Origin of the sequence: Belliella buryatensis (assembly GCF_900188245.1) — a bacterium.
In the GTDB taxonomy this organism is placed as follows: Bacteria; Bacteroidota; Bacteroidia; order Cytophagales; family Cyclobacteriaceae; genus Belliella; species Belliella buryatensis.
Genome location: NZ_FZOK01000015.1, coordinates 1 through 26,597, shown reverse-complemented (window position 1 = coordinate 26,597; position 26,597 = coordinate 1). Strand labels below are relative to the sequence as shown.

Genomic DNA, 26,597 nt, shown 5'->3' with positions numbered 1-26,597 from the left:
TATGTTATCTGTAAAGAATATTAAATTTCAATACGACGCTCAAAACAGTTTTCAGATTCCTGATATCAACCTAAAGGCTGGAGAACAACTTTTGATTCTAGGTAAATCAGGAAGTGGAAAAACAACCATTCTCAATATATTGGGAGGATTACTTAAGCCAGATTCTGGTGAAGTGAAGCTTGGAGATACATTGGTCAACCAACTGAGTGGAGCCAAACTCGATAAGTTTAGAGGCAAGCATATCGGTATAGTTTTTCAAAAGCCTCATATACTTGCACCATTGACAGTGGAGGATAATTTGAGACTGGCTAATTATTTTGTTGGAGCCAAAGGTGAAAGAAACCTTGAGCTGTTAAAAGAACTTGGAATCTATAATAAGCGGAAATCAAAAGTAACCACCCTCAGCGAAGGAGAAGCTCAGCGCGTTTCCATTGCCAGAGCCCTAGCCAATCATCCTCAGTTGATCTTAGCAGATGAACCCACGGCAAGTCTAGACGATGAGAATGCTGCCATTGTAATTAAACTGCTTCAAGAGCAAGCACAAAAATTCAATGCAGCGCTAATTATTGTGACCCATGACCAAAGGGTAAAAGATCATATTTCTAACCACATAATCATGGGAGGTAAATCATGAATATGCTCAAACTAAGCTGGAAATACCTTGTTGCAAAACCATTGAATACAGGGTTGAATATCTTACTATTGGCATTGGGTCTAGCCATTATCACTGTTTTGATTTTGATCCAAGACCAGTTTGAAAATAAGATGACCAAAGATGCAGAGGGCATAGATTTGGTGGTAGGTGCCAAAGGGAGTCCACTTCAATTGATTTTGTCAAGTGTGTACCACATTGATTATCCTACAGGGAACATTGACATGGAAGAGGCACAGTCACTTTCTAGAAATCGACTTGTGAAAAACATCATTCCTTTGGGGATGGGGGATAACTATCAGGGATACCGCATCGTAGGGACAAACCACGATTACCTTGAGCTTTATAAAGCTGAAATCGAGATGGGTGAAGTGTGGAGAAAACCATTCGATGTAGTCTTGGGGGCTGTTGTGGCTGAAAAGCTCAACCTAAAAGTTGGAGATTCATTTATTGGTTCACATGGAATTGGGAGCAGTAGCCATGAGCATGATGAGCATCCTTACAAAATCACCGGTATCCTAGCTAAGAGTAGCAATGTGCTAGATAACCTGATCTTAACTAGCATCGAGTCTGTATGGTATTCCCACGATGAAGGTCACGATCATGATAAGTTTGAAGCAGATGTGACCACTTCTGGGTTTCCTCCAGCTGATGAAGATAGGGAGGTAACTTCATTATTGCTCCAGTATCGCAATCCCATGGCCGCTGTACAGTTGCCTAGATTTATCAATAGCAGAACATCCATGCAGGCAGCCTCGCCATCTTTCGAGATCTCTAGGCTATTTGAGTTGCTAGGTGTGGGAGTTAAGTTGATTCAAGGTTTAGCCTTTGCAATTATTGTGATTGCTGGCTTGGGAATATTTATCGCACTGTTCAATTCACTCAAAGAAAGAAAATATGATCTCGCAGTGATGAGAACATTGGGCGCTTCTAGCCTTCAGCTATTTATTCATATCGTTTTGGAAGGGATTATTCTTACTTTCATTGGTGCGTTGTTAGGAATTGCTATCGGGCACCTTTTCTTAGCGGTTCTCGTTATGCAAAATGAACAAGGAGCAATCAGCGGATTATCTGCGGCGGTATTCTTGCGAGAAGAGTTATACATCATCGGTTATGCGATAGCAGTAGGTTTTATAGCCTCATTGATTCCAGCTTGGACCGCATATCAAACAGATATTGCAAAACAACTTACAAAATCTTAAATCACAAAAATTTCAAATTGTCAACCTGTAAGAGATTAAAATTATAAAAATGAAATTGAAGAGAACCTTATTCATATTTGCTTTGGTCTTCGTATCTGCGATGACCTATGCACAGACTTCTAATAACGTATGGAGAGACCTTTCAGAGGTAACTTACAAAATTGGAGAAGATGATTTTGGAGAACTATACATTCCTGTATTCAGTGATAAAATCAAAAAATTAGAAGGCAAAGTGGTGGAGGCAGATGGCTATATCATTCCATTTGAGGGGATGTTCAAGCCTGAGCATATCATTCTTTCTTCACTTCCATTGGCGGAATGCTTCTTTTGTGGGTCTGGTGGACCTGAGACAGTCATGGAGGTAATGATGAAGAATCCTATCAAGTACACCTCCAAGAGGGTTCGTGTAAGAGGAAAACTTACACTCAATGATAAAGATCCAGAAAAACTCATGTATATCGTGGTTGATGCTGAGATTTTGAATTGATTAATTAGTCAACGGTCGACAGTCAGCTGACCACTGTAAGGATTCTACATTACTGTAAATGATTACTTGTCTGAAAGAGGAAAATCATACTAAATAAAAAAAAACTGCTGCTCAATGAAATGCCCCCAATAAGTGCCTAACTTTTTGGGGGCACATCACAAATCAGCAGGTTTTTTTATTTAGAGACAATTTGCTTCTCCATGGACTGAAACTCGGTCATCAACTGTTTGGTGATAGGGCCTACTAGACCTGAACCTATTTTTTGATTATCGACTGATGTGATAGGGAGGATTTTTTTGGTAGTACTTGTGATAAAAGCCTCGTCAGCTGTCAATAATTCCTCAAAGGACACTTTTCTAATCCTTGTATCAGGTGCTAGCTCAAGCACACGCTTCCGAGTAATTCCATGCAGGATATGTTCGTCAGGGGTGCTGATAGCTCCACCTTTGATGACAAAAATATTGCTACGAGAACTCTCGGATATAATGCCATTCTGATGATAAATCACATCTTCTGCACCCTTTGCTTTCCAATCTGCGCTCAACCATACTGGAAAGGCATAATTGGTAGTCTTGATGTCGGCTATCGCCCTAACATGCTCCGCGCTGAGAAGCTTTACGCCATTATTGTATTTTTCTGAAGAAGGAAATATCAGGTCTTCACAGAAAATAAATAATTCACCTTTCCCAGGCGAAAAATGATTTTCTGACACCCCTCCAGTCAATAGCATTCTGATTCCTCCATTTTTAAGATCGTTTTTTCCAATCAATTGGTGAATGATATCAGAGAGTGTGGATTTGTCATAATTGAGCTGAAGATGGGTTTTGGATGCAGATCTGATAAACCTGTCCAAGTAGTCAGATAAAAATAAAGGGGTATAATTAGAAGTACGAAAAAAATCAAAAATCCCGTAGCCTCTGATCAAACCTATATCCATAGGATGCACATTAGCTGATTGAGCATCGATTATTTGGTTTTTAGCAAAACAGAACGGTTTCATGAAATATGTATTAAGTTTTTGTAAGTCTAACGAATAAATATCTATATTTGCAATTATGTTGCAAATTATAAAAAGAATTTCCTCTCAATCTGCTGATTTATTAGGAATATCAGCTTCAGTCCTTTGCCTGATCCATTGCTTGGCTTTTCCAGTCTTGATCTCGGCAGGTTTTATATTTGGACATGATGATCATGCAGGTCATGACCATGCTCATGTACATTGGCATTGGATGGATTTTCTTTTCGTTGCTTTGGCAATTTGGGCCGTGATAAGCGCTGTTAAAAGTACGCAATCTAAGCATATAAAAATAGCACTTTGGGTTGCTGTGACAATTTTTTCTGTGGGAGTTCTATTACATGATGTGTTTAGCTGGATGATTTTTGTTTCTTTGGTGGCTTCTGTTGCTTTGGTTATTATTCATATTGTAAACTGGAAATTTCATAGGAAATGTAATGTTATTGTGAAATAATTTCTTTTTTAAGTCAAATTAAATTTTCTTTGTAGTGTTGATCAACCAAAGAAAATGAAGACAGTTTTTAAGAGTTTTTCGGTATTCGCAATATTTCTATTTCTTTTCTCTTGTGATGAAAGCAAAGAGGAAGCTAATCAGCGACTTAGAGCTGAGGTCATTCAGATTCATGATGAGGTGATGCCATTTATGGGTGACCTGAAATCCCTCAGGAAAGAAATAGTAGCTAAGGCAGATGAATTGAAAAGTTCTTCGGAATCAGACAATACTCAAAAAGTACAGGAGTTGATACTATTGGCTAAGCAATTGGACGAAGCTTTTGATGGGATGTTTGTGTGGATGCGTCAATTCAAGCAAAGCACAGATGATATGAGTGAGGAAGAGGTTGAAATCTATCTTTTGGAACAGAGGGAAATGGTTCAAAAAGTTCATGATGACATCACCTCAGCGATAGAGAAGGCAAATTCAGAATTGGGAAAGTATTGATCTACTTAGTTAAGTAGTTTTCTATCTCTTTACTATCTATTACACCTTTGTTGCTCCCCCAGATATTGTACAGGTAAGTCACAATTTGCGCAATTTCCATATTGGTCAGTTGTGGATTGGCAGGCATAGGTTGATTGTATTTTTGATCATTTACTATGATTTCTCCCTTTAGACCGTATTTGATGATATGTACAGTTCTGCCAATGTCCTCAAGCATGTAGTCAGAGCCACGAAGTGGAGGGATCAATTTTCCAAGACCAATTCCATCCGTCTGATGACAGTTGGCACAGTAGTTCTCATAAAGTATTTTTCCTTCGATAGCATACTGCATGACTTTGGAGTCTTTGATGTCTGAAAGTCCCTTGTCTAGTGGATCTTTTTCTGTCCCACAAGACGTTGCCGTCAGGATCAAAAAAGATATAGTTATCCCTAAATTTAGTTTCATTTACCTCAGAAGTTTGGGAATGTCACGCATCAATCTATTGACTTGGTCTTCCTTAGTGCCATCATATACTCCCCTGATTCTACCTTTTTGATCTATCAACACAAATGCACCTGAATGAAGAATTCCTCCTGGTTCATTTTTGTCTTCCATGGCAGTTGTCAAATAGCTCGTCTGACCGATTTCAAAGATTTTCTCTTGGTCTCCTGTGAGAAACTGCCAAGTCTGATCATCATTTACCCCTATTTTCTCTGCAAACTCTTTTAGAAGTTCCTCAGTATCATGCTCTGGATCTAAGGTATGACTTAGAATCATAAACTGTTCCTCATCTTTAAACTCTTCGTAAACACGCAGCATCTGAGTTTTCATGATCGGGCAAATTGTAGGGCAGGTAGTAAAGAAAAAGTCAGCCACATAGACTTTGCCATCCGTAGTATAATTGCTTATTTCTCTACCTTCTTGATTGGTAAATGAAAAGTTGGCAATCTTATGATAGATGGTGTCTTGAATTAATTTTCCTTCCAACTCTATTTCATTCACATGCCAATTTCCTAATATTGGTAGATTTGTGTTGTGGTCTTCTGCTTTTTGTGAGCAACTTACCCAAACCATTCCTAATACAGTGATGATAGCAATAGATTTGAGTGTTTTGATAAGTGTAAGCATAATTTATAAATTCTTTTTTTCTCTGACTTTTTTATAAAACTTGATCCCCAGCATCATGAATAGGCTAAGAGCAAATAAGCCTACAATTCCCCATACCACGCTGATCAAGCTTTTTAAGACTATTAAGAAGACTATGGCAAACAGTAGCACCGTAGCGACTTCGTTCCATACTCTTAACTGTGTAGAGGTCCAGTTAGATTTGCCATTTTGCAAATCTTTGTAAATCTTTTGACAATAAAAGTGATATAAGTACAATAAGAATACAAAAGCCAACTTAGCATGCATGAATCCAAGCTGCATGTACCCCCATCTGTAAGAAAGTACCCAGAAACCGAAAATTAAAGTCAAAATAGCTGATGGCCAGGTGATGATATACCAAAGACGATTAGCCATTAGATTCAATTGTGGAATCAGAATTTTTCGTTCCTGTTCGGGTTTTTCCCAAGCTTCAGCCTGATAAATGAAAAGTCTTACTATATAAAATAAGCCAGCAAACCAGGTGACAATAAAAATGATATGAAGAGCTTTGATGTATTCGAAGGCCATTATACTTTTTTTCTGCTAAATTAAGGCTTTAAATGTAAAAGTCTCTATGAACATGCGCTCATCCTATCTATTTTATGTTTTGATCCTTGGAGTAGCCTTGGTGATGATTTGGATTGTCAAGGAATCATTTACCCAGCCGGGAATCAAAGATTTAGAAATCGATTTTGAAGAGATGGCATTTTACAGAAATGAAAACAATACTGGGCCAGTAATCAGGGTGTATGCAGTATATGCCACTGATACACTCTGGAACAGCCTAGAGCAATATGGAGACTATATGCCCCATACCAAATATGGAAATACGAAGGTTTTTTTCTTTATAGATAGAGCAAAGACGCCAAGTGAAACTTTCCCAAAAGCACCATATTTCTCGGAGGAGTATCAGCAATATTGTGTGGGCAGTTATGAGAAATCAGCCATGGGAGGAGTAAAGTTTACTCGATTCCCTTTTATAAATTATTAATTAGTCAAGATTGAGAAAGAGAAATAGACTTTCAGCACAGGCTTACATCGATGGTGTATTGAGAGGCGATCGGGTGATTTTGAGTCAGGCGATTACCCTGGTGGAGAGTGCTTTGTCCACAGATCAAGTTTTGGCAGAAGAGGTGATGGACGCAGTATTGCCACACGCAGGCAAGTCAATCAGAATTGGAATCACAGGAGTCCCAGGGGTTGGCAAGAGTACTTTTATCGAGAAGTTTGGTTGGCTTGTCATTGAGCAAGGTTATAAGCTGGCAGTGCTTGCTGTAGATCCCAGTAGTCAATCGAGCCGAGGGAGCATTCTAGGCGATAAAACCAGAATGGAGAAGCTATCTATTGACAAGCGCGCCTATATCAGGCCAAGCCCTTCTGGTACCACGCTAGGTGGTGTAAGTGCCAGGACTCGAGAAGCCATGTTGCTATGTGAAGCAGCAGGTTTTGATGTGGTATTTATCGAAACAGTGGGTGTTGGCCAGTCTGAGATAGCGGTCAAGGGTATGGTTGATTTTTTTCTGCTCTTGATGCTAGCAGGTGCAGGAGATGAATTGCAAGGTATCAAAAAAGGTATCATAGAAATGTGTGATGCTTTGGTAATCAACAAGGCAGACGGGGAAAATAAAGAGACGGCAAAGCGTGCTAAGAGGGAGTATGCCAATGCCCTTCATCTGTTCCCAGCCAAGGAGAGTTCATGGTACCCCAAAGTAACAACTTGCTCAGGGTTAAGTGGAGAAGGCTTGCCCGAAATCTGGCAGATGATTCAGAAATATCGAGATCTGGTTTCTAGAAATGGGTTTTTTGAATTTAACCGTGCTGAGCAGCGGGCTAATTGGATGCAAGAACATGTGAAGTACTTGCTAGAGACCAATTTTTACAATGATATGGCCATCAAAGAGGATTTGAATGAATCTTTGGCTGATATCAAATCAGGGAAAGTTTCTGCAATCAAAAAAGCAAGAGCATTAGTTCAGTTATTTATGAATCAAATCAAGCCAAAATAAAAAAATGCGACCTTTTAATAAGATCGCATTTTGAATTTTTTCTTCAATTCATTCACCGAGTTTCTGAAAGCAGTATCTGTTTCCATCAGGTCATTGACAGTTTGTATGGCGTGAATTACTGTACTATGATCTCTTCCTCCAAAATGATAACCAATAGACTTTAAGGAATGGTTTGTAAACTCTTTGGAGAAGTACATCGCTACCTGCCTTGCTGTCACGATTTCCTTTTTCCTGGTTTTAGCTTTAAGGTCATCAAGTTTAATCTCAAAATAGTCAGAGACAGTTTTTTGAATGAAATCAATACCAACTTCTGTTTCTATGTCTTTGACGATGTTTTTCATAATCGTCTTCGCTAGTGTCAGGTCAATCTCGACTCTATTAAGAGAAGCATGCGCGATCAAGGAGATCATGACTCCTTCTAGTTCTCTCACATTGGTGTCTACTGTGTAGGCCAAATATTCGATCACATCATCAGGAATGTAAATCCCTTCTGACTGCATTTTCCTTTTGATGATAGCTACCCTAGTTTCAAAATCAGGCATCTGCAAATCAGCAGTCAAGCCCCATTTGAATCTGGAGAGCAACCTTTCTTCAAGTCCTTTGAGGTCCCTAGGAGGACAGTCAGAGGTCATGATGATTTGTTTCTTATTCTGATGCAGGTGATTGAAGATATGGAAAAACATCTCCTGAGTCCTATCTTTTCCAGCTAGGAATTGAATATCATCAATGATCAATACATCTACTTGCATGTAGAAATTGGTGAAGCTCTTTACATTACCATCCTTAATGGAATCCATGAATTGGTTGACAAATTTCTCAGAGGAAACATAAAGTACAAACTTATCTTCAGGGCCATTTTTGATTTCGTTCCCTATGGCCTGTACCAGGTGTGTTTTACCTAATCCTACACCTCCATAGACCATCAGTGGGTTGAAAGAAGTGATGCCGGGCTTAGTAGCTACTGCAAAACCAGCCGATCGGGCTAGTCTATTACAGTCTCCCTCTATGTAAGTATTAAATGAATAATTCGGGTTGAGATTGGATTGCAAGAGCATGTCGCTGTCTAAAGACTGCATCTCGAATGGGCTGCGACTTTCTTGTGGTGTCCCATTCATGTTTGCTTTCTTGGCAGCCGCAGAAGCATTGCCTTGAGGGTAGCTGACCATGTAGGGTTGATTCTGCGAATTACCTCGGTCTACTACTACGGCATATTCTAATCTACCGCCGGCACCTAGGGTTGTTTTGATGGCTAGCTTGAGCACCTCTACATAATTATCCTCTAGCCATTCGTAAAAAAATTGACTCGGTACCTGTATCGTCAGGCTACTTCCTTCTAATCTAACAGGATTGATAGGTTTGAACCAAGTTGAAAAACTTTGTTCATTTACATGTTGCTCGATGACACGCAAACATTCCTTCCATACTGCATTAGCCTCTGAACTCATTTATACCGATAAAATAACATTAGTTTTAAAAGATAGAAAACCCTCCTTGCTCAATTCGAGGGGCATCAAATTTGGGGAAAATATATTTAAATAAAAAATCATTTTCCGCTTGACTTTCTAATAAACCTTTAGATTTCTCGCTGAGGCAAAGGAAGTTTGCTGATTCTTTGAAAACTCAAAATCTATTTTCCCTAATCTCAAGGCCGCAGTGCCAACTTGATTGATGATTGTTTGGTGTCCCTCGGCATTTTTGAGCAAATTTGGTTCATCCAAAAAGGTATGGCTATGTCCACCAAGGATCAAGTTAATTCCTGATATTTGCTCCGCTAGTCTGACATCACTCGAATAGCCTAAGTGTGAAAGGCAAATGATCAAATCACATTTCTTTTTTTTGAGTTCTTGAATCATTTCTTGTGCCTTTCCTGCAGGGTCTAGGTACTTGGTATTGCCGTAGTTTTTAGCTCCCACAAGTCCTTCCAGCTTGATGCCAAGGGCAAATACGCCAATTTTCAAACCTGACTTATTGTATACCTTGTAGGGTTTAAAGGCACCTTTCAGAATCGTTTCCCTGAAATCATAATTGGAAGATAAAATTTCGAATTTGGCATGTTCCAGTTGATTGGCGATGCCTTCCAGCCCATTGTCAAATTCATGATTCCCTAGCGTACTGGCATCATAACCCATCTCAGACATCAGCTTGAGTTCCAGTTCTCCTCCATAGACATTGAAGTAAGGAGTGCCTTGGAAAAAATCTCCAGAATCCAATAGCAGGATGTTGTCCTCCTCATTTCTGATCTTTTTGATCAAAGAGGCTAGCTTGGTCATTCCACCCTGGCCAGCATTTCTGCTACCATCATTGGGAAATGGATCGATGCGAGAATGCATGTCATTGGTATGCAAAATGCACAAGCGAGAGGATTTGGCTGGAAAGCTGTCCAATGCCAAAATTGGATTAGCCAAGCTGAGTCCTAGGCCTGTTAGTAAACTATGCTTTATAAAATCTCTTCTTTGCATCTTAGTTGTATTTTTGTCTTCCTTCGATTTGAGCGTCAAGTTTTTCCCCTCGAGTAGTCTTCGCTTTGATCATCTGTATTAGCATGTCTCTCAGAAGCAGGTCTGTATTTTCCTTGATATGCAAGTCAGTTAGAAAGTCCATGTTGTCCCCTCCGTTGGCGAGGTAGTCATTGATGGCTAGGAGATATACTCTGTTGGTATCCAATGCTTGTCCATTGACCTTGAAGGATTGGACTTGGTTGCCTTCGCCGATGATTTCCATGCCGCTGACGGCCATGTTTTTCCTTGCAGCCATGAATTCCGCAAGCTTTTGTACATCCTTGGCAGTCAGTTCTAATATCACCAAGTAATTGTCAAAGGGTGAAAGCTCGTAGATATTACCCAAGGTGATGTCTCCTTCGGGGAGGTCATTGCGCATGCCGCCATTGTTGATGATGGAAATATCAATGTTGATTCCAAATTCCTGCTCCGCATATGCTCTCTGTAGGTCAGCTACAAAATTCCCAAGTAATGACTCCCCACGGCCTCTTGTGAGCGCCTTTGTGGACTGACCGATGATGCTGCTCATTTCCGCTTCCATCTTTGCCTTATAAGGGCTGACCATTTTGGTCAATTCTGGGTCAGCCATGATTTCTAGGTCATTGGCGATAAAGCCACCGGTAAATTGATGCCCCACCTGAGGGCTACAAGCGACAAAAAATGCTAAAGCCAGTGAAAAAGAGCTGTTGATGATTTTCTGAAGGATATTGCGCATTGGATTGGATCAATTGTGAAAATATACTGATCAAAGATATGCTAAACCCAAAAATGATCCCATATTTAGAAGATAAATAATATTTTGATTTTGTTCAATAGAATTGTATGGCCATTGGGGAAATTATCTCTTGATGAAATTTCTAACGAGGAGCTTAGCATCTTAATTGATGATAAGAAATTGAAATTAATAGCCAAGCATTGATAAGGCCAAATTTGGAATAAAACCTCTACATACAAAACTTTTTGACATCTACGCTTTAAAAGGTAACTTTGAAAGGTTATCTAAAGTGAGTGATTTTCGTAATTTGGTAAATTACTCACTTTTTTCAAGCCCAAATATTAACGCTTTATGAAATACAACTTATTTGAGGACTTTGCTCCTTCAAGTAAAGCAGACTGGATCGCGCAGGTGACCAAAGACTTGAAAGGCAAGTCTTTTGAGGAGACTTTGATCAGTCAGGCAGCTGGAAATATTCAAATACAACCTTTTTATACCCAAGAGGACATAGCGCAAGCTTTGCCGCTGGAACCTATCCATCACCGTGTCAATCCGATATCAGCAATACCTGGCCTGTCTCCTAGAATATGGGCCAATACTGTCAGGATTCGTCCATTAAATGAAAAAGAAGCGAACAAAAGAATTCTCCATGCACTTCAAATGGGTGCTGATGGGCTGGTCTTAGCTTTGACTGGGGAGGAGGACCTAGAAGTTTTACTTCATGAAGTTCAGCCAGCTTATATTCAGCTCTTTTTGGATCCGCAAGGTGACCCCTTGGAGCTTTTCACCAAGTTTCTGACATGGTTAAAAGTTGCTGAGCTAGACCTCAATCAAGTATATGGTGGGTTGTTGTGGGATCCTGGTATTGCTTTTTTGAAAACAGTTCAGGAGAGATCAAAGCTGATGGAGACTGCCAAAGTGCTGATGAAGGCTGGCCAGGAATTGCCAGAGTTCAAGGTTTTAGCGATAGATGCCGCGCATTACCATCATGCTGGCGCCAATGCAGTTCAAGAATTGGCATTTGGAATTGGGGCTTTGATTGATTTGATTGATGAATTGACTGAGAATGGATACACTTCCTCAGCGATTTTTGACAAGCTGCTATTTACCACAGGATCAGGTTCTGACTTTTTCTTAGAAATCAGCAAAGTGAAGGTGTTGAGATTGATGATCCATCAGCTATGCGAATTGTATGGTATAGATGTCTCAGCAGCGCATATCACGATCTATGCGCAGACGAGCTATTGGACAAAAGCGGGGAAGGACCTCGATACCAATTTGCTGAGAAACACCACAGAAGCTATGGCTGCCATCTTAGGTGGTTGCAATGCGCTGGAGATCCTGCCACATGATTTTTCGGATGGATTAGACAATGACTTCTCGGCAAGAATGGCCAGGAATATCTCTAATATCCTCAAAGAGGAAAGCTACTTGGATAAGGTCATTGACCCAGTATCAGGGACTTATTTTCTAGAGAAGCTTTCGGGAGAATTATTTGAACAAGTTAAGTCCAAACTCGAAAAGCTAGAGGCTGATGGAGGATGGTGGATTGCCGCTGAGCAAGGACGCTTGCAACAGGAGGTCAAGAAAGAGAGACAGGTGAAGCAAGCTTTGGTACGTGATGGTATGCAGGTGAAAGTAGGTTTGAATAAGTACCCGAACCCAAAAGAGTCGTCTGTCAAATTGCTTCAAGAGCAGACAGAGACCGCTGCGCAGCAGCTACTTTGGAGCAGAGACAGCCTGTTATGGGAAACCCAAAATTCTAAAAAGTCATGAGAGTAGATATCAGTAAGCTAAGCTTATCTCGCCCAGAAGCAAACGCACAGCAGGAAGCGGAAGCACAAGTATGGGAAACCGCTGAGAAGATTCAAGTTCCCTCAGCAGTGACAAAAGAAGCACTTGAAGGAGCCAGCCACTTGAATTTTTCGGCTGGGATTGCTCCCTATCTAAGAGGGCCATACAGCAGCATGTATGTCATGCGTCCATGGACAATTAGGCAGTATGCTGGATTTTCTACCGCGGAAGAGTCCAATGCATTTTATAGAAGGAATTTGGCAGCTGGTCAAAAGGGGCTGTCTGTAGCCTTTGACTTGGCTACTCATAGGGGCTATGATTCAGATCACCCGAGGGTGGTTGGGGATGTGGGAAAAGCAGGTGTAGCTATAGATTCAGTGCTAGACATGAAGGTGCTTTTTGATCAGATTCCTTTGGATCAAATGTCCGTATCCATGACAATGAATGGTGCTGTGATTCCGATTATGGCATTTTACATTGTAGCCGCTGAGGAACAAGGTGTACAAGCAGAGCAGCTTAGCGGTACTATCCAAAATGATATCTTGAAGGAGTTTATGGTCAGAAATACCTATATCTATCCTCCTTTGCCTTCGATGCGGATCATAGCGGATATTTTTGAATACACCTCCAAGAATATGCCCAAATTCAATTCCATCTCTATATCTGGTTACCACATGCAGGAAGCAGGAGCTACGGCAGACTTGGAATTGGCTTACACGCTGGCAGACGGCTTGGAATACTTGAGAACAGGTGTGGCAGCTGGTTTGGATATTGATGATTTTGCTCCTAGGCTTTCATTCTTCTGGGCTATTGGAATGAATCATTTCATGGAAATAGCCAAGATGAGAGCGGGGAGATTGCTTTGGGCAAAAATCGTCAAGCAGTTTAATCCTAAGAATTCAAAATCACTGGCGTTGCGTACGCATTGTCAGACAAGTGGCTGGTCACTCACAGAGCAGGACGCTTTCAATAATGTCACGCGTACGGCTGTGGAAGCCATGGCGGCAGTTTTGGGGCATACCCAGTCCTTGCATACCAATTCTTTTGACGAGGCGATTGCATTACCTACCGATTATTCGGCTAGAATCGCGAGAAATACACAGCTTTACCTTCAAGACGAAACTGGTATCACTAAAGTGGTAGATCCTTGGGGAGGTTCTTACTATGTAGAATACCTGACAGACCAATTGGTACAAAAAGCATGGACGCTGATAGAAGAAGTGGAGGAACTGGGAGGCATGGCCAAAGCCATAGAAGCAGGGATTCCAAAGATGCGCATAGAGGAAGCGGCCGCTAGAAAGCAGGCAAGAATTGATAGCGGAAAGGACGTGATTGTAGGTGTCAATAGGTTTCAGACAGAAGAGAAGGATGATTTTGAAATTTTGGAGGTGGATAATAACTCCGTGAGACTTTCTCAGATAGAAAGATTGAATCAATTGAAAGCTGAAAGAGATGGAGCAGCTGTCATAGAGGCACTATCAAGCCTCACAGAATCCGCAAAAAGTGGAAAAGGGAATTTGTTGGAACTAGCTGTGGATGCTGCTCGAAAAAGAGCTACTTTAGGAGAAATATCTGATGCCATGGAAGAAGCATTTGGAAGACACAAGGCCACAGTGAAGTCTATTTCTGGAATATACTCAGGTGAGGCCAAGGATGATCGAAGTTTTCAAGAGGCTAAAAAGCTAGCGGATGAGTTTGCGGCTTTGGAAGGTAGAAGACCTAGAATCATGGTGGCTAAGATGGGACAAGATGGGCATGATAGAGGAGCTAAAGTGATTGCGACAGGTTTTGCAGACCTTGGATTTGATGTAGATATCGGGCCATTATTCCAGACACCAGAGGAGGTAGCACAGCAAGCTGTAGAAAATGATGTACATATCGTAGGAGCATCTTCTTTGGCGGCAGGCCATAAGACACTTGTGCCAGCATTGATTGAAGAGCTAAAAAAATTAGGAAGAAGAGATATCATGGTCATTGCAGGTGGGGTAATACCTCCAAAGGATTATGATTTTCTTTACCATGCAGGTGTTGCAGCAGTCTTTGGTCCTGGAACGATCTTGCCCAAAGCAGCAAAAGAAATTTTAACTAAATTAATGGAAGGTTGATTTGATCAACCTTTCTTTTTTTAAATTGAGATATGAAATCAATTACATTGATATATGACGAGCGATTGGAGGAGGAGGTAGAGTCCAAAGTGCTCCCGCTTTTGGAGAATAATGTTAAAATCAAAATCCCTTACAAGAATCATAAGAAATATGAATTTTCAGAAGAGGATTTCATAGTATGCTACCTGTCTGATGAGCAGGTTCGTGAGCTGTTTGATGTGATTATTGAGAATCATTGGAAGATTGGTTTTCTTCCCCATCCTAAGATGACCGAAGCAAGACAAGGTTTTGGTGTTTCTTCCAAGCTAGATATAGCCGTAGAAAATATCCTCAATACAGAAGAGGTAGTAGAAGTTGATGTGCTTTTTGCCAATGGGCAACCCGTTTTGAATAAGTTGATTATAGGGAGTTCATTTAGTTTGCTTTACGCTTTGGACAATGATGAGTTTTTCTTCAAAAAGTACCTGAATCGCTTCAAGCGTTTTTTGAATTCATTCAAGAGGGTGAAGCTTCATCCTTATACTATCAATTGGAGTAAGGATAGTGGAGAAATGCAATCCAAACCAGTAGACACTGCTGCCCTTGGGATGGTAGTAGTACAGCATGGGCAGAGTTCGATATTATCTAGGAGAATAATAGAGGATTCCTATGCCAACGATGGGATGCTTCACTGTTTGATTTTGGCACCGAAAAGCATTTGGGAGATTATCAAATTTGGATTTTACAGTATTTTTAAATCTTCCAAGCGATCCAAATTACCAGATTATGTAGCCCATCTCAAGACTGATAAGGTATCGATTAGTAGCAATCAGCCTATTAGTTATGCTATTGACGAAGTACTAGTGAGCGCAAAGTCTATAGAACTTGAGGTTCAGCCCAAAGCAATAGGCATTGTACCTGGGACAGCCTTATCGACTAATGCACAAGTGAAGAAGACAAAAGTTTTCAAAGTACAGAATTTACCACAAGGAGAGTTGAAGAATGAATTGCTAGAGCGATATCTACCCTTTACAAATCACGCGACAACAGAGGAATTTAAGTGGCTTTTTACCACACTGAGAGAAAATTCTAAGGCAACATCCAGCTACCTAGTTTTAATGGCATTGTCCACTATCATTGCTACTTTTGGTCTATTTGGCGATTCTTCTCCAGTTATAATTGGCGCGATGATTTTGGCCCCTTTGATGTCGCCCATTATTTCTTTGGCTATGGGCGTATTGAGACAAGATGATCAATTGATCAGTAGGAGTTTTAGAACTATTGGATATGGAATGGCGGTGGGATACTTATTTGCTATTTTGATTACTTGGTTTACCCCACTCAATATAATGAATGGAGAGATATCTGCTAGAATTCGACCCAATTTACTTGATTTAGGAGTAGCCGCCGCTTCTGGTATAGCAGGCGCTTACGCTCATTCCAAAAAAGAAGTGGCTAAGACCTTGGCTGGTGTGGCGATCGCAGTAGCCCTAGTGCCGCCATTGGCAGTTTCTGGAGTAGGTTTCGGATGGGGAGACTGGTCTGTTTTCTGGGGTGCTTTGTTACTTTTGGGTACCAACTTGGCAGGGATGGTCTTGGCAGCTGCTTTGACCTTCTTATTTCTTGGATTTAGCCCATTCAGATTAGCTAAAAAAGGCATAACGATTTCTTTGTTTTTCGTTGTTTTGATTAGTACCCCTTTGGCATTTGGATTTTCTAAAATGGTCAAAGAGAACAAAATCATACAAAACCTCAGCGGGAAAGAGATTTCTGTTGGGATACTGAGGGACGTAAAAGTGATTAGGGTATCACCTTTGAAAATTTCCATTACTATAGTTTCTGAAAGTCCACTTGACATCAATCAACTCAATGAAGTAAAAGAGGATATAGAAGAAGAGCTGGGGCAAAAAATAGAATTGGAACTCTCTGTGGCAGTTAAATTATAGAGCAGCTAATTCTCAATGGCGCAAGAGTTAAAAAAGGAGGCCAAGACCTCCTTTTTTATTTAATTATCTTCTCCTCTGAGTTTGATTACCGCTCCTTCAAGTAAAGGACTGATCCTAACCTGACAGGCCAATCGGCTTGTAGGGTAATACTCTGGCAGGTTTTCCAATTGGTCAAGCTCTACATCAGATGCATCTCCAAGTTGATCTTCACCTTCAAGCACCTCTACATGACAAGTAGCGCATAGAGCCATGCCGCCACATGTAGCCAATACTGGATATTCTGATGCTTTTAATACCTCCATGAGACTAAGCCCCATGTCATCAGGAGCTTCTATTTCTTGACGATTTCCGTCGTGATCTTCTACTGTGAATGTTACCATGCTGCAAAGGTAAAATTAAAATGCATTTACACCATTGACCGTGGTGTATTTGAAGCTCAATTTTTGGTCAGGATATACATATTTGAATGCAGAGTGCATCATAATAGCGGCTTCATGAAATCCACAAAGGATCAGTTTCAATTTGCCTTCGTAGGTATTTATATCTCCAATCGCATATATTCTGTCTACTCCTGTAGAGTAATCAGTCGTATCTACTTCAATGGCATTTTTGTCAATGCTCAATCCCCAGTCTGCTATTGGACCTAACTTAGGACTCAAACCAAACAATGGAATCAAATAATCTGCATCTATTATAATTTCCTCTTTGGCCTTATTTTCCAATTTTACCGATTCTAACTTGTCTTCTCCATGGATGCCTTTCAAGTTGGCAGAAAGAATGAGATCAATCTTTCCGTTATTAGCCAGATCAAATACTTTGGAAGCAGAATCTGGAGCACCTCTAAAAGTTTCGTTTCTATGAACCAAAGTCACTCTTTCTGCGACATCAGCCAAATAAATCGTCCAATCTAAGGCAGAATCTCCACCACCAGCTATGACTACTTTCTTATCTCTGAAGGTTTCTGGATTTTTGACCATATAGACTACACCTTTGCCTTCGTAGGTCTCAAGATTTTCCAACACAGGTTTCCTTGGTTCAAAGCAGCCTAGTCCACCAGCAATTACAATTACTTGTGCATGGACTTGTGTTTTGTCACTTGTAGTGATTACAAAAGAACCATCATCCTGCTTCGCCAAATGGTCTACTCTTTCACCCAAAGTAAAGGTAGGATTGAAAGGTTTGATTTGCTCCATCAAGTTGTCTACAAGCTCCTGTGCTTTGACTTCAGGATAACCTGGTATGTCATAAATGGGCTTTTGTGGGTAGATTTCGGATAATTGCCCCCCTACTTGAGGTAATGCATCTATCAAGTGGCAACGCATTTTCAATAAGCCTGCTTCAAAAACTGCAAATAATCCGACTGGTCCAGCCCCGATGATGCAAATGTCAGTATTAATCATGATGTGTAAGATTTATTGGTAAAACCAATGATGATTCAGATTGTTCGTATAAATATAATTAGTGTAACAACTATTTTTAAGCTGAGTAGATTTTCATTCCTCAAGATTAGTGTAGATGGTATTCAAGATCCGTTTGAATTCTTCAAAATCCTGCTCGTTAAGGTTTTCCCAAGCTTTTTCCCTGATTTGTGCAATCTGAGGCTTCAGCTCTTTTACTTTAGAGACCCCTATTGTTGTCAAATGAAGTTGGAAGCTTCTCCTGTCTTGAGGATGAGGTACTCTTTCTACATAACCTTTTTTGCAGAGTATATCTATGATTCTCGTCAATGTAGGATGGTCTTTAAACACCAGCTGTGCCAATTCAGTTTGACTCAATAGTTCGTTTTCGGATAGATTTTTCAAAACTAGCCATTGATCTACAGTGATGTCAAAGTCACCCAAGTTGAATTTTTGTTGGGCGTATTGTTTGACCTTCCGGGCTGTCCGATCAAGGAGAAATGAGTACTTGCTGAATTGTTCTTGTGTCATACAAATAATTAGTGTGACAAATATATGAAGAAAAATAAAGGGAACAATAATTCCCTATAAAAAAGGTAGGGAATAAGATTTGTTTAATTTGATGCGATATTAGTTCTGTAGATTAGATTACCTTCTTTATCCCATTCGGCCCTGATGTAAGGTCTAAAGTTTTTGGTGAAGGGTTTTTCTTGGTATTGAATTTCTCTTTTTCGGATTGCTTGCGCGTTTTTAGTGTCCCAGTACTCTGTCCATAAGCCCACTTTTTCTCCATACTGATATTCTCCAATAACAGCGACTTGGCCATTTTCATAGAAGTGATAGAAATTGCCTTCTTTCAAATCGTATTCAATTGGCGTGAGTTTTTCTATGACTTTATTGTTGCCATCATAGTAGGTGGTTCGAGAGTCTTTTCTCCAGCCAGCTTGATAATGGCCTTTATCGACCAATACACTTCTATTGTCAAATGTCATCCAAGTTCCATGCTTGGTTCCGAAATAGTACATGCCTTTTTCCACTGTGATTTCTCCGATGATTCTTTCAAAAGGCCCGTGAAGTAAGACACCTCTGGAGGGGTCAAAATCCTTGGAACGAATCATTTTATCTCGCTGATCATACCAATAGATATCCCTTACATAAGGGTCAATAGTCCGCTTCTGTGTAGTATAGTTGAAAAAAGTAAATTGAACTTGTTCTCGAAGATTCTGTCTGATACGTCCTTTTTTGGTGCGCTCACCAAAGTATATATTTTTCTTCTCCTTCTTTTTTTCTTTTTTCTTTTTTTCTTTTTTGCTCTGTTCGTCAAAAAGTAAAAGGGGTGAAGTAGTAGGCAAAAGTTTATTGCTCACAATACCAGAAGAATCTGGATCAACGGTTACTTTCTCTATTTCCTTTTTATTTTTCCTCTGTGCCATCAGCATGGTAGGAAGTGCGAGAAACATCAATAAACAGAGCCAAAATGATTTCATATATGCAATAACGAGTATAAAAACCAAATATTGAATCTTAAAAGTACTAATTCAGAATCAATTCTCAGTTAAGTTTAGATTTAATAATTGGAATCTTTAATTTTGGTCAAATTTAAAAAAACAACCGCATAAAATGAATTCAATCTTATCCGACCGAATCAACCAAATGGAAGAGTCAGCTACGCTGGCAATGGCAAAAAAAGCAAGAGAACTTAAAGGCCAAGGTGTAGATATTATCAGTTTGAGTTTGGGTGAACCAGATTTCAAAACGCCTAAGCATATCCAAGAGGCAGCCAAATCAGCAATTGATGAAGGTAAATATTTTGCATACCCTCCTGTGGCGGGTTATCAGGATTTGAGAGAAGCTATTGCTAAAAAGCTCAGAGAAGAAAATCAAATCGCTGAAGCAAAAGCTGAAAATATCGTTGTCTCAACAGGGGCTAAGCATTCCATTGCTAATGTTTTCATGTGCATGCTGAATGAAGGGGATGAGGTGGTGATTTTTTCACCTTACTGGGTATCTTATGCTGAGATCATAAAGTTGGCAGGAGGTGTGCCAGTTCTGATAGAGGGGACTTTGGAGAATAATTTCAAAGCAACTGCTACTCAGTTAAAAGAAGCCATGACTGATAAAACAAAGGCGGTGATCTATTCTTCTCCTTGTAATCCTACTGGTTCAGTATTCAGCAAGGAAGAATTGGAAGATGTTGCAGCGGTAGTGAAAAGTAAAGAAGATGTGTATGTCATTGCTGACGAGATATATGAATTGATTAATTTCACTGGGCAGCATTTTAGTATAGCTTCTATTCCAGGTATGTTTGAGAGAACAATTACTGTGAATGGATTTTCCAAAGGGTATGCAATGACTGGCTGGAGAGTAGGATACATCTGTGCACCACTTTTTATAGCCAAAGCATGTGAGAAGATGCAGGGCCAGTTTACTTCTGGAGGCACTGGTATAGCTCAGCGTGCTGCGTTGGCAGCGATTGCTGGAGATCAGACTCCGTCAAAGGAAATGGAAAAAGCATATCTACAAAGAAGAGAATTGGTTTTAGGTCTTTTGAAAGATATTCCGGGTATAAAAACGCATGTGCCTGAAGGGGCATTTTACTTTTTCCCTGATGTGACAGCTTTCTTTGGTAAGCAGTTAGGAAATCATCAAATTAGTAATGCTGATGATCTTTGTATCTATCTCTTGGAAGAAGCAAACGTGTCTGTGGTGACAGGAGCAGCTTTTGGAGCTCCTGATTGTGTGAGGTTGTCTTATGCTGCCTCTGAGGAAGAACTAAAGGAGGCTTTGAAGCGTATCAAAGAGGCATTGGGAAAATTATCCTAAGTCATTTATGAAGGGGAAGTACTACCGCTTTGTGGTAGTACCTCCCATTATTTTAATATTCAGCTTTGTAAAATGGACTCTATAATTTTTTATTTGTAACAATACTCAAGCATATGAAATCCGAGAAACCAATTCTGATTCATTTTCATTTCCACAAAAGGAAAACAGGGTTGACCTCAAGTATTGAAAATGTCCTACCATACCTTGAGCGGAATTTTGAAATCTATATTTTTGGGAGTTTGCTTTCTGGAAAGATAATAGGTTGGTTAGAAGTTCTAAAATTGCTTCAAACCAGGAGAAAGGTAATAGTTCATGTACATCGAAACAATGAAATTTTAAGGGCTTTGTTTTTAAGGGTGATTGGAAGTGATTTTAAATTAATTGCCACAAGACATGCTGAAAGTACACCCTCAAGGTTAACATTAAGTTTGCTGAAAAAAGCTGATGCAGTCATTTCCCTAACTCCGAAAATGCAACTATCGCTTCCATTTTCCTCAACAGTGGTAGGGCATGGAGTACAGACAGAGTTTTTTCGACCTGACTCATCAGTCAAAATCTCAAATGTTATTCAAGAAAATATTATTTGTATTGCTGGTAGGGTTAGGGAGCGCAAAGGACACCAAGTAGTTTTGGACGCAGTGCAACCCATCCTCGCGAAATACCCCAATTGGGCTTTGGTAATTGTAGGAAAAATAGATGATCAACAGTTTGTAGAGAATTTAAAGGGGGATATTTCCAGTAATAAGCTGACTAGCCAAGTTTACTTTCATCCTGAAACTAAAAATATCAAAAAATACTATCAAGCTTCAAAGATTGTAGTCGTTCCGTCATATTCAGAGGGGTTTTCACTTGTTTGTTTAGAGGCCATGTCTTGTGGATGCACTGTAGTTGCTACGAGTGGAGTGGGTGTTCATGGTGATGTAATTGAAAATCAAAAAACAGGCTATTTATTTTCACCAGGTGACTCCGAAGAGCTGCGAAAAGTTTTGTTTGGGTTAGTTTCACGGGAATTAAAATACACCTCTGAAGCAGCAAGAGATAGGATAGTAAATGAATGGAGTGCGCAAAGAGAAGCTAATCAATTGAAAATGCTATATTTGCATTAAAACAAAATTTAATGTTAGTTAATAAAAGTGTTAAATATTCTTTCAGATCTTTTTTAAATAAGTATCACTGGGTCTCTTATGATAAGCACAAAAATAATTTTGGAGACATACTCACTCCTCATATTATTGCTCATTTATCTGACAAAAAAGTAAAAAGAATTCCATCTTTATTTTATCGTTTTACCAATCATTTTTTCATGATTGGGTCAATTCTACAAAAGAGTACATCTAAAACCATCATCTGGGGAAGCGGTTTTATTTCTGCTAAAGTGAAATGTAAAGAAGAGCCTTTGGAAATATGTGCAGTACGGGGGCCTTTGACCAAAAGCAAATTGGAAGCCGCTGGAATTGAATGTCCAAATGTATTTGGCGATCCTGCACTTCTAATGCCTGAAATCTATAAGCCAAAAGTAAAAAAGAAATATAGAATTGGAATAATTCCACATTATGTTGACAAAGGAAACCCTTGGTTGTCAAATTTTAAAGAATCTCATGAGGTCACAGTGATTGATGTACAACAAGCTAATCCACTCAACGTGATAGATGAAATGCTTGCTTGCGATCGGATTATTTCTAGTTCACTTCATGGGGTCATTGTGGCAGATGCCTACAATATTCCTTCGCTTTGGATAGAATTTTCGGATCAGGTTGTCGGAGAAGGTTTCAAATTTTTGGATTATTTCATGTCTGTCAAAAGAAAGGATAGAAGACCTATTTGCATTAAGAAGCACACAGAAATCCACGAAATAGAGCGTAATTTTTACGATTATAAGATCGATATTGATTTAGAGCAGTTGAAATCAAGTTGCCCTTTATGATTTTATTGGTTTTAGATACCTCTGATATCTTGTTTTATTCAAATAAAAATATTAATTTTTTAATATTTAATTATTTGTTTAAATCTTGCTTCTCTTTATAAACTTATCCTTTTATCCCCTTTAGCATTTTAGTGTATTGGAAACCCCATGACTGCTTCTTTCTGATTGCTGGGTTTATTTTATGATTTTCGGCTTTAAATTAGAAAGAGTGATTGATTTTAGGAAACCCTACTTAATTTTACTTGAAGTATCTGATAGTTGGTTTTTAGTAAATTGTTCTGGTGTAGTTTTCTGTTCGACTTTTTCAAAATTTAGTCATTGATATTATTTTAATATTAAATCAAAAAATTCCATGAAATTAATTTTGCATTTATGGGATTTTCTTTTCTATATTTGTATCGGGTGATTAAGCAACTTTTTTTGCTAAAGACTTTTGATAGAAGTTAAGAAGTGAAGGCTATATTGACAATTGTTTTTTCTGGCCTTCATTTCAAATTAATCCTGCTTTAGCAGGATTTTTTGTTTTAATTCGTGTTAGGTAATTGAGATTGATAAATTTCATTGTTTAATGGTTGCGCTCTAAAAATGGAAAAGGTGAAAACGAGATTGCTTATTTTTTTTCTAGTCATCATGGGCACTGGTGCATTTGCCATGCAAAATGAATCATTAGATTCAGCGTACTACATAAAATTTCCAGATAAGTTGACAACTAGACTTTATACCTCGAGGAAGTATACTGCTTTTGAAGTAAAGGATAGATTGTCTGATAAGAGTATTCGATTTGAGCCTAACTCAACTTTCAATATGGGAGTTGGTGCGACCTACAATGGGCTAACACTTAATTTGGCATATGGTTGGGGGTTTTTAAATCCTGATAAAGGTACTGGAGAGTCAAAGTACCTAGATTTACAAGCACATGCTTACCCCAATAATTTTGTGATTGATTTGTTTGGACAGTTTTACAGAGGGTATTATGTGGACATGAGGGAGAATATTTCTTTTGGAGAGCCTTTTTATGTAAGTCCTACGATGCGAGTCAGAAAATATGGGGCTAATGTTCAATATTTGTTTAGTGGAGATAAAATATCTCTGAGAGCTGCTTTTTTGCAAAATGAGTGGCAAGTGAAATCCGGAGGTAGTCCTTTACTTGGTTTTGAGATTTATGGAGGAACAGCCAAAGACAATCGTCCAATATTTCCAATTGGGTTTTTGGATAATCCTGATAGGGATTTCAACCAAACTAATTTCTTTCAGTTTGGCCCCAATGCAGGATATGTGCATACGTTTGTGATTCTAAAGCATTTTTTTATCACGGGTTATGCGTCTACCAATCTTAGTTTAGGTCAGCAAAGGCTAGTTTTTAATGAAGGAGCAAACAACCGCTGGGGATTCAGTTCAAATTTATTCTTAAGAGGGTTTGTAGGTTACAATTCTGAAAAATGGTCTGTAAATTTTAATTATGTGCACAATAAGGTCAATATGATTCGGAATTCAGATTTTGACAATACTTTAATGACGGGAAATTATAGGATCAATTTTATATTTAGGCTCAGCCCCGGACTAAGACTTAAAAGGTATTTGGATGCTGTCGATTTAAAAAGACTGCTTTAAATTCTCTAAAGAATGATTTGGGGTTTAATTGTTCAAGATCATCATAATTGATCTTTTTTCTACTTAACAGATTACTGAATCCTTTGAGATTTTTGCTAGTTTTACTTCAATACAAAGAATAGAAAACCCAATCTTATGGCAGATCAATATGGAATCAAAGCAGCTTTAGAGAAGCTGGGAATCAAATCGGAAAATTTAGGTACAAGCACAGGAGCACAATGGATCGATACTGGTCAAGAATACATAAGCTCTTATTCTCCTGCAGATGGCGCATTGATCGCTAAAGTGCAGCAGACGGATCAAGAGGCTTATGAAAAAGTGGTTGTCCAGGCACAAGAAGCATTCAAGAAATGGAAAGTAATACCTGCACCTCAGCGAGGAGAGATTGTCCGTCAAATAGGAAATGCACTTAGGGAAGTAAAGGCAGAGTTGGGGAAGTTGGTGTCCTATGAAATGGGCAAATCCTACCAAGAGGGTCTCGGGGAAGTGCAGGAAATGATTGATATATGTGATTTTGCTGTGGGTCTTTCTAGGCAGCTCTATGGTCTTACAATGCATTCAGAGCGCCCATCCCATAGGATGTATGAACAATGGCATCCACTTGGGATTGTAGGGATTATTTCAGCTTTCAATTTCCCAGTGGCAGTATGGTCGTGGAATAGTATGATCGCCATGGTATGTGGTGATGTCTGTGTATGGAAGCCTTCGGAGAAAGCTCCTTTATCAGGACTTGCTTGTCAGCATATTATTGCCAAGGTTTTGTCAGCTAACAATCTTCCAGAAGGTATTTCTGCACTTATTGTAGGTGATTATAAAGTTGGAGAGTATCTATCAAGAGACCGGAGAGTGCCTTTGGTTTCTGCTACGGGTTCAACGAGAATGGGTAAGCTGGTAGCGCAAGCAGTAGGTCAAAGACTTGGAAGGTCGCTTCTGGAATTGGGTGGTAATAATTCCATCATTGTGACTGAAAATGCCGATATGGATATTGCTATCCGTGGAGCCTTATTTGGTGCGGTGGGTACAGCAGGGCAGCGTTGTACGACTACCAGAAGATTGATAGTGCAAGAGGGTGTATATGATGAAGTAAAAAACAGACTTGTTGCAGCCTATGGCAAGTTGGTTATTGGAAACCCTCTTGATGAAAAAAACCATGTGGGTCCTCTGATAGATCAGGAAGCGGTCAAGATGTATTTGAATGCAATTAAAAAAGTCAAAGCAGAAGGAGGGAAGGAATTGGTGCAAGGAGGAGTTTTGCAGGGCGAAGGATATGAATCGGGTTGCTATGTGAAGCCTTGTATCATCGAAGCAGAGAATCATTTTGAAATGGTGCAGCATGAGACTTTCGCTCCTATATTGTATTTGTTAAAGTATAAAACCTTAGATCAGGCTATTGAAATGCAAAATGCAGTTCCTCAGGGATTGTCTTCTGCAATCATGACTCTCAATATGCGAGAGGCTGAGATTTTTCTGTCGGCGGCAGGCTCAGACTGCGGAATCGCAAATGTGAATATAGGTACCTCAGGAGCTGAGATAGGAGGAGCTTTTGGTGGGGAGAAAGAGACTGGTGGAGGTAGAGAGTCAGGCTCTGATGCTTGGAAGGCTTACATGCGTCGACAGACCAATACGATTAATTACAGTACTGCATTGCCACTGGCACAAGGGATTAAGTTTGATATTTAAGAATTTTGACTCAGGTCTTTTCTTGGTTTCTTTAGAGAAGACCTGAGTCAATTGTTTGTTTAAATAATTTATTGTTCATTATCAATCAATTAATTTGAGTAAGCTTGTTTTTTTTTAGTTTTTGTTTGTGCGAAAAGAATTAAAATCTACCTTTGCAATCCATTAAGACAGCAAAGGCTGTGAAGAAAATGGGAGTTTAGCTCAGTTGGTTCAGAGCATTCCGATTACGATCGGAAGAGTCGGGAGTTCGAATCAATAAGAGTAGACAAAGATAATGGGAGTTTAGCTCAGTTGGTTCAGAGCATCTGCCTTACAAGCAGAGGGTCGGGGGTTCGAATCCCTCAACTCCCACATAAGATTAAAATTATTTTCCCTCGGGAGTTTAGCTCAGTTGGTTCAGAGCATCTGCCTTACAAGCAGAGGGTCGGGGGTTCGAATCCCTCAACTCCCACAGAAAGCCTCAAAGAAGAGGCTTTTTTTCATTTATGTCATGCTACTTTTACATATTGTATTCAAGATCAAGGGATCGGTATTATCTAGGGCACAGTTGTGATAGTTTAATAGAGAGAGTACGCCGTCACAATTCTAAACATAAAGGTTTCACGGATCAGTCCTAAAAGTTGGGGAATTGGGTTCAATCGATTTTCTTTGTTAAAAAAAAGAATTGGAAGAAAAGGATTACCTCAGTTTGCTTTTG

General features: G+C 39.5%; 26 protein-coding genes and 2 tRNA genes. 17 read left to right on the top strand and 11 right to left on the bottom strand.

What is annotated here, in order from left to right; translation table 11 throughout:
* Nucleotide 1 precedes the first annotated feature (1 nt).
* From CHB66_RS14645 to CHB66_RS14635, 3 genes are read left to right on the top strand one after another with little or no spacing between them, the layout of a single operon-like run.
* Entirely contained in the window at nucleotides 2–634 is a 633-nt protein-coding gene (locus tag CHB66_RS14645) for an ABC transporter ATP-binding protein (RefSeq protein WP_089242169.1), read from the top strand.
* Nucleotides 631–1,854 carry an ABC transporter permease gene (locus CHB66_RS14640; protein WP_089242168.1) on the top strand — a complete coding sequence of 408 codons (1,224 nt, stop codon included), beginning with the start codon at nucleotides 631–633 and terminating at the stop codon, nucleotides 1,852–1,854. The genes CHB66_RS14645 and CHB66_RS14640 overlap by 4 nt, the downstream gene beginning before the upstream one ends.
* Nucleotides 1,855–1,903: 49 nt before the next feature.
* Nucleotides 1,904–2,341 carry a hypothetical protein gene (locus CHB66_RS14635; protein ID WP_089242167.1) on the top strand — a complete coding sequence of 146 codons (438 nt, stop codon included), beginning with the start codon at nucleotides 1,904–1,906 and terminating at the stop codon, nucleotides 2,339–2,341.
* A 175-nt stretch (nucleotides 2,342–2,516) separates the two neighbouring features.
* Here the strand turns inward: CHB66_RS14635 and CHB66_RS14630 are convergent, their stop codons facing one another.
* The gene (locus CHB66_RS14630; RefSeq protein WP_089242166.1) at nucleotides 2,517–3,341 is read right to left on the bottom strand and encodes an aminotransferase class IV; all 825 of its coding nucleotides are present in this window, start codon (nucleotides 3,339–3,341) and stop codon (nucleotides 2,517–2,519) included.
* A 55-nt stretch (nucleotides 3,342–3,396) separates the two neighbouring features.
* Here CHB66_RS14630 and CHB66_RS14625 point away from each other — a divergent pair, with 55 nt between their 5' ends.
* Together CHB66_RS14625 and CHB66_RS14620 are read left to right on the top strand one after the other, a co-directional pair.
* The gene (locus tag CHB66_RS14625) at nucleotides 3,397–3,810 is read left to right on the top strand and encodes a MerC domain-containing protein (protein ID WP_089242165.1); all 414 of its coding nucleotides are present in this window, start codon (nucleotides 3,397–3,399) and stop codon (nucleotides 3,808–3,810) included.
* 54 nt (nucleotides 3,811–3,864) lie between these two features.
* On the top strand, nucleotides 3,865–4,296 hold the full coding sequence (locus CHB66_RS14620; RefSeq protein ID WP_089242164.1) for a hypothetical protein: 432 nt from the start codon (nucleotides 3,865–3,867) through the stop codon (nucleotides 4,294–4,296).
* A 1-nt stretch (nucleotide 4,297) separates the two neighbouring features.
* Here the strand turns inward: CHB66_RS14620 and CHB66_RS14615 are convergent, their stop codons facing one another.
* The 3 genes from CHB66_RS14615 to CHB66_RS14605 are packed head-to-tail and all read right to left on the bottom strand — an operon-like array spanning nucleotide 4,298 to nucleotide 5,950.
* Entirely contained in the window at nucleotides 4,298–4,741 is a 444-nt protein-coding gene (locus CHB66_RS14615) for a c-type cytochrome (RefSeq protein ID WP_089242163.1), read from the bottom strand.
* Nucleotides 4,742–5,350 carry an SCO family protein gene (locus CHB66_RS14610; RefSeq protein ID WP_245812745.1) on the bottom strand — a complete coding sequence of 203 codons (609 nt, stop codon included), beginning with the start codon at nucleotides 5,348–5,350 and terminating at the stop codon, nucleotides 4,742–4,744. It lies immediately after the preceding gene.
* A gap of 57 nt (nucleotides 5,351–5,407) precedes the next feature.
* Complete coding sequence (locus CHB66_RS14605) at nucleotides 5,408–5,950, bottom strand: CopD family protein (protein WP_089242161.1); 543 nt, start codon at nucleotides 5,948–5,950, stop codon at nucleotides 5,408–5,410.
* A 52-nt stretch (nucleotides 5,951–6,002) separates the two neighbouring features.
* On the opposite strand from CHB66_RS14605, the gene CHB66_RS14600 reads away from it, so the two are divergent.
* Nucleotides 6,003–6,413 (top strand): hypothetical protein, encoded by a 411-nt coding sequence (locus CHB66_RS14600; protein ID WP_089242160.1) that lies wholly within the window; start codon nucleotides 6,003–6,005, stop codon nucleotides 6,411–6,413.
* A gap of 10 nt (nucleotides 6,414–6,423) precedes the next feature.
* Nucleotides 6,424–7,428 carry a methylmalonyl Co-A mutase-associated GTPase MeaB gene (gene meaB, locus CHB66_RS14595; RefSeq protein ID WP_089242159.1) on the top strand — a complete coding sequence of 335 codons (1,005 nt, stop codon included), beginning with the start codon at nucleotides 6,424–6,426 and terminating at the stop codon, nucleotides 7,426–7,428.
* Between the two features lie 14 nt (nucleotides 7,429–7,442).
* On the opposite strand, the gene dnaA is transcribed toward meaB, so the two are convergent.
* The 3 genes from dnaA to CHB66_RS14580 form a co-directional block, all read right to left on the bottom strand.
* Nucleotides 7,443–8,873: a chromosomal replication initiator protein DnaA gene (dnaA, locus tag CHB66_RS14590; protein ID WP_089242158.1), complete on the bottom strand. Its 1,431-nt coding sequence runs from the start codon at nucleotides 8,871–8,873 to the stop codon at nucleotides 7,443–7,445.
* A 117-nt stretch (nucleotides 8,874–8,990) separates the two neighbouring features.
* On the bottom strand, nucleotides 8,991–9,887 hold the full coding sequence (locus CHB66_RS14585) for a bifunctional metallophosphatase/5'-nucleotidase (RefSeq protein ID WP_089242157.1): 897 nt from the start codon (nucleotides 9,885–9,887) through the stop codon (nucleotides 8,991–8,993).
* A gap of 1 nt (nucleotide 9,888) precedes the next feature.
* On the bottom strand, nucleotides 9,889–10,641 hold the full coding sequence (locus CHB66_RS14580; protein WP_089242156.1) for a 5'-nucleotidase C-terminal domain-containing protein: 753 nt from the start codon (nucleotides 10,639–10,641) through the stop codon (nucleotides 9,889–9,891).
* A 351-nt stretch (nucleotides 10,642–10,992) separates the two neighbouring features.
* Between CHB66_RS14580 and CHB66_RS14575 the strand changes: the two genes are divergently transcribed.
* From CHB66_RS14575 to CHB66_RS14565, 3 genes are read left to right on the top strand one after another with little or no spacing between them, the layout of a single operon-like run.
* A complete protein-coding gene (locus CHB66_RS14575; RefSeq protein WP_089242155.1) occupies nucleotides 10,993–12,417 on the top strand; it encodes a methylmalonyl-CoA mutase family protein in 1,425 nt (474 codons plus the stop codon).
* Nucleotides 12,414–14,540: a methylmalonyl-CoA mutase gene (gene scpA / locus CHB66_RS14570; RefSeq protein ID WP_089242154.1), complete on the top strand. Its 2,127-nt coding sequence runs from the start codon at nucleotides 12,414–12,416 to the stop codon at nucleotides 14,538–14,540. Before CHB66_RS14575 ends, scpA begins: the two co-directional genes overlap by 4 nt.
* 32 nt (nucleotides 14,541–14,572) lie before the next feature.
* Entirely contained in the window at nucleotides 14,573–16,465 is a 1,893-nt protein-coding gene (locus CHB66_RS14565) for a DUF389 domain-containing protein (protein WP_089242153.1), read from the top strand.
* A 59-nt stretch (nucleotides 16,466–16,524) separates the two neighbouring features.
* Here the strand turns inward: CHB66_RS14565 and CHB66_RS14560 are convergent, their stop codons facing one another.
* The 4 genes from CHB66_RS14560 to CHB66_RS14545 form a co-directional block, all read right to left on the bottom strand.
* On the bottom strand, nucleotides 16,525–16,845 hold the full coding sequence (locus tag CHB66_RS14560) for a 2Fe-2S iron-sulfur cluster-binding protein (protein WP_089242152.1): 321 nt from the start codon (nucleotides 16,843–16,845) through the stop codon (nucleotides 16,525–16,527).
* A 15-nt stretch (nucleotides 16,846–16,860) separates the two neighbouring features.
* Nucleotides 16,861–17,865 (bottom strand): NAD(P)/FAD-dependent oxidoreductase, encoded by a 1,005-nt coding sequence (locus CHB66_RS14555; RefSeq protein WP_089242151.1) that lies wholly within the window; start codon nucleotides 17,863–17,865, stop codon nucleotides 16,861–16,863.
* Nucleotides 17,866–17,958: 93 nt separating this feature from the next.
* A complete protein-coding gene (locus CHB66_RS14550) occupies nucleotides 17,959–18,393 on the bottom strand; it encodes a MarR family winged helix-turn-helix transcriptional regulator (protein ID WP_089242150.1) in 435 nt (144 codons plus the stop codon).
* 83 nt (nucleotides 18,394–18,476) lie between these two features.
* On the bottom strand, nucleotides 18,477–19,349 hold the full coding sequence (locus CHB66_RS14545) for a toxin-antitoxin system YwqK family antitoxin (protein WP_089242149.1): 873 nt from the start codon (nucleotides 19,347–19,349) through the stop codon (nucleotides 18,477–18,479).
* Between the two features lie 133 nt (nucleotides 19,350–19,482).
* Here CHB66_RS14545 and CHB66_RS14540 point away from each other — a divergent pair, with 133 nt between their 5' ends.
* The 7 genes from CHB66_RS14540 to CHB66_RS14510 all read left to right on the top strand — a co-directional run bounded on the left by CHB66_RS14540 (nucleotide 19,483) and on the right by CHB66_RS14510 (nucleotide 26,351).
* The gene (locus CHB66_RS14540) at nucleotides 19,483–20,685 is read left to right on the top strand and encodes a pyridoxal phosphate-dependent aminotransferase (RefSeq protein WP_089242148.1); all 1,203 of its coding nucleotides are present in this window, start codon (nucleotides 19,483–19,485) and stop codon (nucleotides 20,683–20,685) included.
* A 113-nt stretch (nucleotides 20,686–20,798) separates the two neighbouring features.
* Entirely contained in the window at nucleotides 20,799–21,791 is a 993-nt protein-coding gene (locus CHB66_RS14535) for a glycosyltransferase family 4 protein (RefSeq protein ID WP_089242147.1), read from the top strand.
* An 11-nt stretch (nucleotides 21,792–21,802) separates the two neighbouring features.
* Nucleotides 21,803–22,609, top strand: coding sequence for a polysaccharide pyruvyl transferase family protein (locus tag CHB66_RS14530; RefSeq protein WP_089242146.1), 807 nt, complete (start codon nucleotides 21,803–21,805; stop codon nucleotides 22,607–22,609).
* A 585-nt stretch (nucleotides 22,610–23,194) separates the two neighbouring features.
* Nucleotides 23,195–24,220, top strand: coding sequence for a DUF4421 domain-containing protein (locus CHB66_RS14525; protein WP_089242145.1), 1,026 nt, complete (start codon nucleotides 23,195–23,197; stop codon nucleotides 24,218–24,220).
* A gap of 135 nt (nucleotides 24,221–24,355) precedes the next feature.
* A complete protein-coding gene (gene amaB / locus CHB66_RS14520) occupies nucleotides 24,356–25,900 on the top strand; it encodes an L-piperidine-6-carboxylate dehydrogenase (protein WP_089242144.1) in 1,545 nt (514 codons plus the stop codon).
* Nucleotides 25,901–26,176: 276 nt separating this feature from the next.
* Nucleotides 26,177–26,251 (top strand) — tRNA-Val (locus CHB66_RS14515).
* A 25-nt stretch (nucleotides 26,252–26,276) separates the two neighbouring features.
* Nucleotides 26,277–26,351, top strand: a tRNA-Val gene (locus CHB66_RS14510).
* Nucleotides 26,352–26,597 lie beyond the last annotated feature (246 nt).